The organism is Domibacillus sp. 8LH, from assembly GCF_038806185.1.
GTDB lineage: Bacteria > Bacillota > Bacilli > Bacillales > Domibacillaceae > Domibacillus > Domibacillus indicus_A.
Genome location: NZ_JAVJNG010000072.1, coordinates 1 through 695, shown reverse-complemented (window position 1 = coordinate 695; position 695 = coordinate 1). Strand labels below are relative to the sequence as shown.

General features: G+C 53.5%; 1 protein-coding gene. It reads right to left on the bottom strand.

Going from position 1 to position 695, the window contains the following annotated elements:
• Window positions 1-695, bottom strand: a 695-nt coding sequence (locus RG959_RS23805; RefSeq protein WP_342799273.1) for an aminotransferase class III-fold pyridoxal phosphate-dependent enzyme, incomplete at both ends; no start/stop codon positions are given.

The following is a 695-nucleotide window of genomic DNA, read 5'->3' as shown; positions in this document are numbered from 1 at the left end:
CCGGCTACAAGGATTCCTTCATCAAACATTCCCTTGGACAGGGCATAGCCGACTTCATCTTTATGGAACTCAATCCCGATCATCAGGCCTTTCCCGCGGATTTCCATCACTTTGTCCCCGTGTTCTGCGGCGGCTTCTTTTAAGCCTGCCAGGAAGTACTCCCCGATTTCGGCCGCGCGTGCCGGCAGGTTTTCTTCAATTAATACATTAATCGTCGCAATAGCGGCTGCACAGGCAAGCGGGTTACCGCCAAACGTCGTTGTATGCATAAATGGATTGTCAAACAGGCTCTTGAATGTTTTCTCGTTTGCTACGATCGCTCCTGCCGGCATCACGCCGCCGCCAAAAGCTTTTGCCAGGCAGAGAATATCCGGCTCCACTTCGTACAGCTCTGCCGCAAACATTTTTCCAGTACGGCCCATTCCTGTCTGCACTTCATCAAAAATCAGCAGGGCTTCATACTCATCACACAGCTCTCTTACCTGCTTCAGGTAGCCGTCCGGCGGAAGGATGATGCCGCCTTCTCCCTGGATCGGCTCCAGGATGACCGCTGCCACGTCTTCCCCTACCATCGCGCATGTTTCAAACGTTTTTCTCATCATATCAATGTCGCCAAACGGCACATGGCGGAAGCCCGGGATCAGCGGAAGAAACGGCTTGCGGAATATCCCTTTAGCCGTGCCCGACAGGGAGCC